The 7,180-nt window shown below is 72.6% G+C and carries 5 protein-coding genes; 1 reads left to right on the top strand and 4 read right to left on the bottom strand.

From position 1 onward, the window contains the following. Positions 1-166 precede the first annotated feature (166 nt). The 3 genes from AB0A74_RS42160 to AB0A74_RS42170 are packed head-to-tail and all read right to left on the bottom strand — an operon-like array spanning position 167 to position 3,952. Entirely contained in the window at positions 167-2,104 is a 1,938-nt protein-coding gene (locus tag AB0A74_RS42160) for an anthranilate synthase family protein (RefSeq protein WP_358258787.1), read from the bottom strand. Next, positions 2,101-2,751 carry an isochorismatase family protein gene (locus tag AB0A74_RS42165; RefSeq protein ID WP_358258789.1) on the bottom strand — a complete coding sequence of 217 codons (651 nt, stop codon included), beginning with the start codon at positions 2,749-2,751 and terminating at the stop codon, positions 2,101-2,103. Before AB0A74_RS42165 ends, AB0A74_RS42160 begins: the two co-directional genes overlap by 4 nt. Positions 2,752-2,782: 31 nt before the next feature. Next, on the bottom strand, positions 2,783-3,952 hold the full coding sequence (locus tag AB0A74_RS42170) for a 3-deoxy-7-phosphoheptulonate synthase (RefSeq protein ID WP_358258791.1): 1,170 nt from the start codon (positions 3,950-3,952) through the stop codon (positions 2,783-2,785). A gap of 502 nt (positions 3,953-4,454) precedes the next feature. On the opposite strand from AB0A74_RS42170, the gene AB0A74_RS42175 reads away from it, so the two are divergent. Continuing rightward, positions 4,455-5,645: a transposase gene (locus AB0A74_RS42175; protein WP_358258792.1), complete on the top strand. Its 1,191-nt coding sequence runs from the start codon at positions 4,455-4,457 to the stop codon at positions 5,643-5,645. A 59-nt stretch (positions 5,646-5,704) separates the two neighbouring features. On the opposite strand, the gene AB0A74_RS42180 is transcribed toward AB0A74_RS42175, so the two are convergent. Further along, positions 5,705-6,880 (bottom strand): acyl-CoA dehydrogenase family protein, encoded by a 1,176-nt coding sequence (locus tag AB0A74_RS42180; RefSeq protein WP_358258793.1) that lies wholly within the window; start codon positions 6,878-6,880, stop codon positions 5,705-5,707. Positions 6,881-7,180 lie beyond the last annotated feature (300 nt).

The following is a 7,180-nucleotide window of genomic DNA, read 5'->3' on the forward strand; positions in this document are numbered from 1 at the left end:
GGCTGGGTGCAGGGCTGAGGGGGGACGTCGTGGACTCGGAAGTCGTGCGGCAGCAGAGCTTCGAGGTCGAGGGCGTGGTGGAGGTCGCCACCGCTCCGCCCGCCGGCCACGGCACCGCGACCGCTCGCACCGGCTGCCGGCACCCGCTCCCGGCCGGGTCTCCCGCTCACACCGGCGGCTGCGGCCAGTGCCCCGCCCGCCGCCAGGGCACGCCGCGCCCCACCAGCGCCCGCCGCGACAGGCCGGACAGCAGGCCGCCGATGATCGCCGGACCGTCCTGGGTCAGCACCGACTCGGCGTGGAACTGGATGGACGCGAAGTGCTTGCCGCGCAACGCGTGCACCTGGTTCGTCGCCGGGTCGCGGCTGACCTCCACCGCGCCCGCCTCCGGGTGGTGCAGCACGTCGCCCGCGAAGCTCGCCGCGAACGTGTTGTAGAACCCCACCCGCCGGGGCTGCCCGAACAGGTCCACGGGCAGCTGCACGCCCTGGTTCGGCGTCTCCCGCCGGACCAACGGCAGCCCGAGCCGCGCGCTGAGCACCTGGTGGCTCAGGCACACCGCCAGGAACGGCAACCGTTCCGCCAACAGGGTGTCTATTGTGGACATCAGGTGCGCGATCTTCGGGTGGCCGACCTCGCGCGGGTCGCCCGGTCCCGGCCCCATCAGCACCAGGTCGGCGTCGTGCACGTCGTAGGGCTCGTCGAACCGGCGGACCAGGACCTCCAGCCCCAGCGCGCGCGACTGGTGGGCCAGCATCGCGGTGAACGTGTCCTCCGCGTCCACGACCAGCATCCGCAAGCCGGCCAGCGCCGGATCGACCAGGTCACGCGCACCGCCGTCGGACAGCCAGAACGACGCGATGTCCACGTTGCGCGCCCGCAGCGCCGCCCGGACCTCCGGGTGGTCGGCGAGCCCCGCCCGGTCCGCCCCGCGGAAGCGCGGCTCGGACCCCAGCGCGGCCAGCAGACCCGCCGCCTTGGCGCTGGTCTCGGCGACCTCGGCCATCGGGTCGGAGTGGCGGACCAGCGTCGCGCCCACGTCCACGCGGACCGTGCCGGCGGCGTCGAGCGCGGCCGTGCGGATGAGGATGGACGAGTCCAGCGACCGGCTCCCGTCCGCCTCGCGCCCGATGAGCGCGACGACACCGCTGTAGTAGCCGCGCCCGTGCGGCTCGTAGCGGCTGATCACCTTGCACGCGCTCTCCAACGGGCTGCCGGTGACCGTCGGCGCGAACATGGTCTCCCGCAGCACTTCCCGCGGGTCGCGGTCGGTGCGGCCGACGATGAAGTACTCGGTGTGGGCGAGCCGGGCCATCTCGCGCAGGTACGGCCCGTCGACCCGGCCGCCGTCGTCGCAGATGCGGCCCATCATCTTCAGTTCCTCGTCCAGCACCATGTAGAGCTCGTCGGACTCCTTGTTGTCCGCGAGGAAGTCCAGCACGCCCGCGAGCCCGGGACCGGTCGGCGGGTAGCGGTAGGTGCCGCTGATCGGGTTCATCACGGCCGTGCCGCCGGTGACGCTGATGTGCCGCTCCGGGGTCGCGCCGACGAACGTGCGCTCGCCCGTGTGCACGACGAACGTCCAGTACGCGCCGGTCTCGTCCAGCAGCAGCCTGCGGAACAGCGACAGCGCCGACCGCGGCGAGTAGTCCACGACGTCGGCGACGTACCCGCGGCGGATGACGAAGTTCGCGCCCTCGCCCTCGCCGATCTCGTCGGCCAGCACGCGGCGGACGATCTCGGCGTAACCCTCGTCGTCGGTGTCGAACCGGCCGCCGGCCAGCTCCAGCGGGACGTCCGGCAGCCGGCCCAGCACGTCCTCCAGCGGCAGCACCGCCTGGTCGGTCACGGTCAGCGCGAGCAGCGGCGCGCCGTCGTCGCGGTGCACGTACCCGCGCTCGCCGATCTGCCGGAACGGCACCACCGCGAGCACGTCGTGCCGCCGCCCGGCCACCGGCCCGTCGGGGAGTTCGATGTCCGCCAGCACCTCCGGCGTCGTCACGGTGCCCACGAGGACGTCCACCTCGGACCGGTCCGCCTCGACGCGGTGCAGCAGGGCGAACGGCTCGGACCCGCTCAGCACGCGGTCCAGCAAGTCGCTCACAAGGTCACCGCCTGCCTGCCCACCTGGGCCAGCACGGTCTCCGTCGTGGCGACCACGGCGCACCGCCGGGCCGCGTAGTCCACCGCCAGCCGGTGGTAGTCGGCGGTGAAGTCGCCGATGGCGTCGGCGACCAGGAACGTCCGGATGTCGTTGGTGTAGGCCTCCAACGCCGTCACCAGCACACCGACGTGCGCGTAGACCCCGCACAGCACCAGCTGGTCACGGCCGTCGCGGCGCATGCGCTCCAGCAGGTCCGAGCGGAAGAACGCGCTGTAGCGCCACTTCGTGAACACCCAGTCGCCGTCGGCGGGCGCGAGTTCGTCGACGACCTCGCGGTCGGCCGGGTCCACGCGCATGCCCGGCCCCCAGAAGTCGCGCAGCAGCCCGCGTTCCCGCTCGTTCATGCCGCCGGGCTGCGCGGTGTAGGCGACCTGCGCGCCCTGCGCCGCGCAGGCCTCCCGCAACGCCGCGATGTTGGCGACGATCCGGTCCCGCATGACCGCCGGGAACGGGCGCACGAAGTACCGCTGCATGTCGTGCACCAGCACGACCGCCCGCCGCGGGTCCACGGTCCACGTCGCGGTGTTGGCGGGCAGGTCGTCCGACGTCGGCAGCGGGTAGGGGTCGATCGGGGGGATGCCTGTCATCGTGGTCCTCCGTCGGTGCTGCGGGCGGTGCTCACTCGGTCCACGCCGCCACGGCGGCGACCGCCTGGTCCGGGTTGAGCCGCGGGTCGCAGTAGCTCGTGTACTTGTCGCTCACGCGGTCCGCGCCGGACTCGTCGTAGGCGCACTCGGTGACGTCGTCCGGCGTGGTCTCCAGGTGCAGGCCGCCGGCCACGCCGCCCTCGGCCCGCAGGACCCGCTGGAAGCGCTCGATCTCGGTGACCACGGTCTCCACGTACCGGGTCTTGAGGCCGTCGGGGGTGAGCGCGGTGTTGCCGTGCATCGGGTCGCACAGCCAGATCACCGGGTGCCCGGCCGCGCGCACGGCCGCGACCAGCGCGGGCAGCCGCTCGGTGACCAGCTTCGCCCCCATCCGGGAGATCAGCGTCAACCGGCCGGGCTCGCGGTGCGGGTCGAGCCGGTCGGCCAGCTCCAGCAGCTCGCCGGTGGTCATCGACGGGCCGACCTTGCAGGCGATCGGGTTGGCCACGCCCGCCAGCAGGTCGACGTGCGCGCCGTCCACCTGGCGGGTGCGGTCGCCGATCCACGGCAGGTGGGTCGAGGCGAGGAACGTGCGGCCGGTGTGGTCGCGGCGCAGCATCGGGATCTCGTAGTCCAGCAGCAGGGCTTCGTGGCTGGTCCACATCGGAGGGTCGATCGGGCGGGAACCGCCGCCGCCCCACCCCAGCAGGGTGGTGACGGTCCGCGCCGCGTCGTACCCGGCGAGGACCCGGCGCACGTCGTGGCGGCGGCCCTCCGCGTCGGGTTCGGGGCTGTTGACCATGTGCCCGCGGAACGACGGCAGCGTCACGCCGCCGACCACCTCCGTGGGGCTGGACCGGGGCTTGGCGAACTGGCCCGCGATCCGGCCGATGCGCACCACCGGGCGGTGCGTGGCCATCTTCATCACGCCCGCCAGCAGGTCCAGCAGCCCCGCCTTGCGGGCGACGTACCCCGCCTCGCACTCGGCGGGGTCCTCGGCGCAGTCGCCCGCCTGCACGACGTGCGCGCCGCCGGCGGCCACCAGCGCGAGCGTGGCGCGCAACTGCGCCACCTCGTCGGAGGTGACCAGGCCGGGCCGCGCGGCCAACGTGGCCCGCACCCGGTGCACGAGTTCGCGATCGTCCCAATCCGGTTGCTGCAGCGCGATCCTGGGTGAGCCCTCGCGCACGGCGTTGTCCACTGACACTCCAATCACGAAGGGACGAGGCACGACCGGTGATGTGCGCGACGTGCGGTCGTGCGGCTCAGCTCGCGGTGAACACGACTTCGTCGGTACGCCGATCGTGGAACGCGGGCCCGACAACGGGCAACGAACCGGGAACGCAGTACGTCAGGTCCCGCTGTTCTCCGTCATGTCCGCGCGCGGGCGCGGGTCGCCGAAGTGCGGACTTCGGTTCCCGCGCGCCCGGTCTGGGCGTTGTGACCAGCGGAGTCCGGTTCGCGTGCCGGTCGGGTGGAGCAACGGGTCGGGCCGGATGGACGTGTGGCCCGAACACCGCCCGACCCCGGTCAGGGCGGCGCGCCGGCCCGCCGGGCGCCGCGCGGTGGCGTCGGCCCACCCCCGGGGCGGCCAGGATGGTGCTCTCCGGATCTAGGCACGCGCGCGTTCCGCAAGCCACGTTGGGTTGGCAAACCCTGTCCGCACAAATGTGAAGTGAGGCTCCATGCCTGGGGGAAGGCACATGGCCGCGCGCACCGCACCGGACCTCCTGTTAGACCCGGTCGTCGCCGAGCTGAGTTCCACGCTGTTCGCTTCGTTCGCCCGCGAGGACCAGCGGCGCAAGGGCGTCGAGTACCTCGACGGCCTGCTCCGCGCCAGGGGCCGCAAGTCCATCCGCAACATCGCCCAGGCCGTCGGCGGCCAGGCGACCGAGCAGTACCTGCACCACTTCATCAGCGACTCGACCTGGGGGTGGGCGCCGGTCCGCAGGGCGCTCGCCGCGCACGTCGGCCGGGTCGCCCCACCGGCCGCCTGGGTGGTGCGGCCGATGCTGATCCCCAAGGCGGGCAAGCACTCCGTCGGGGTGACCCGGCGGTTCTGCCCCGACCTCGGGCAGACGCTCAACGCCCAGCAGGCCATGGGCGTGTGGGCGGTGTCGGACGAGCTGGCCGTGCCGGTGGACTGGCGGCTGCACCTGTCCCAGGCGTGGGTCGCCGACCCGGGCCGGCGCAGCCGCGCGGCGATCCCGGACGGGGTCCGCGCGGAGACCGACGGCGAGTGCGCGGTGGAGGCGTTCCTGGGCGCCGACGCGCGGCTCGCCTTCCCGGACCGGCCGCTGGTCATGGACGCGCGCGGGACCGACGTGCACGCGGCCGTGGCCCGGCTGCACCCGGAGACGCCGTTGCTGATGCGGATCAGCGGCACCCAGCTGTTCACCGTGCTCGACCCGGGCTCGCCCCGGCGCGGCGCGGACCCGTTGCCCGCGCAGCAAGTCGTGGGGCTGTTGCGGGAGGCGCGCAAGCCGGTGGCGGGCCGGTGGCCGTTGCTGGCCGCGACCGTGCGCGTGGGCGTGCCCGGCGGGCGCGCGGGCGACCTGGTGCTGTTGGGCGTGGGCCCGGCGGGCAAGTCGTGGCCGGCCGAGCTGTGGCTGTCCAACCAGCCCGACGCGGACGCGGCGAGCCTGTTGCGCACCAGCCGGTTCCTCGACCGGGTGGACCACGACTTCGGGCGGTTCGCCGACCGGGTGGGCATGCGCGACTTCACCGGCCGGTCCTTCGCGGGCTGGCACCGGCACACCACGCTGGCGTCGGCCGCGCACGCGGTGCTGGCGCTGGTCGAGCTGGACGCCCGCGACTCGTGGCTGGACGAACTGTCCACGATCGACAGTGCGCGGCGCTACCGCATCCCCTGCACGGCGAGCACCCGCCGCTGACCGCACACCGAAACCGGCACCCCCGCGCGGGGGTGCCGGTTTCGGTGTGCCACAACGACTTACAGGTACGGCGTGTCGGGGTCCAGGCCGAGCAGGACGCGACCCTGCAACTCCATGTTGCCGTAGTACTGGATCAGCGCGTGCAGCGACAGCGCCTCGATGTCCCGGCGGAACCGGCCCAACGCCTGGTCGTTGCGGATCACCGAACCGCCACCGAGCCGGAACAGCTCCTCCACGGCCTCCTTGGCGAGGTTCGCGGCCCAGGTGGTCTGGCCGCGCACGACGGCCTTCTCCTCCTGGGTCAGCTCCTCCCGCGCGTCCGCGCGGTCCTGGATCACCTTGAGCCACACCGAGGCGAACGCCTCCGCCGCGTCGATCTTGTTCTTCGCGTCGGCCACCGCGACCTGGGTCACCGGGTGCAGGCTCTGCTCGGTCCACGACGTGTAGGTGATGCCACGCCCGGGCAGCCGCTCCAGGAACTCCTCGTACGCGCCCCGGGCCATGCCCGCGAACACGCCGGCGATCTTGGCCATGACCAGGCTCATCAGCCCGTAGCCGCGCCCGTCGGACCCGTCGTCGCTGCGCCCGGGGACCGTGCCGGCCACCAGGTCGGAGTACTTGACCACGCGGTGCTCGGGGATGAAGACGTTCTCCGCCACCGAGGTCGTGCTGCCCGTGGCGGCGGCGCCGGTGACGTCCCAGTCGTCCAGGATCGTCAGCTCGCTGACCGGGATCAGCGTCATGAGGGAGGTCTGGGTGCCGTCCTCCTCCTCGAACAGACCGGTCACCATGTTCCAGTCCGCACCCCGGACACCGGTGTTGAACTTCCACTTGCCGGTCATCAGGTACCCGCCGTCGGTGCGGGTCAGCTTGCCGGTCGGCGGGATGGTGCCGGAAACCCGCACCGACCCGCCGGCGAACACGTCCTCCTGCGCCTTGTCCGGGAACAGCCGCACGGTCCAGGCGGTGTGCACCCACACCATCGAGACCCACCCGGTGGCCCCGCAGCCCCGGCTGATCTCGGCGAGCACCTTGACCATGTCGGCCGCGGAGTAGGCCAGACCACCGAAGCGGGCGGGCACACCCATCCGGAACACGCCCGCCTTGTCCTGCAGGGCGATGTTCTCGTCGGGGATCCACCGGTTCCGGTCGGCCTCGGCACCGTTCTGGCGGAGGGTGGGGATCATTTCCCGCACGGCTTCCAGCATTGCCTCGGGTGACACGTCGGTCGACATGGTTTTCCTTCCTCCGGGATGACGTGCACGGTGTGTCGACGAATTCACGGTTCCGCGCCGCCCCCGACGTTACCGAGCAACGAAGCCCATCCCCAGAAAGCAACCAATGATCTGTCATGTCGCCCCACCAACAACCCCCCAACCAGCCAAAACACAACCGCCCAAGGCGCCCACCCCCAGGCGCGCAGCGCCCAACGAGCCTGGCGAGGTCACACCCCAACCCGGGCTTCTTGCTTGTGTCATCTCCGTATGGCCTGCCCGAAGGGCTACCACACTTTTGGTCGGGTGCAGCCGAATTTT

This window comes from Saccharothrix sp. NPDC042600, assembly GCF_040647305.1.
Taxonomy (GTDB): Bacteria; Actinomycetota; Actinomycetes; order Mycobacteriales; family Pseudonocardiaceae; genus Actinosynnema; species Actinosynnema mutabilis.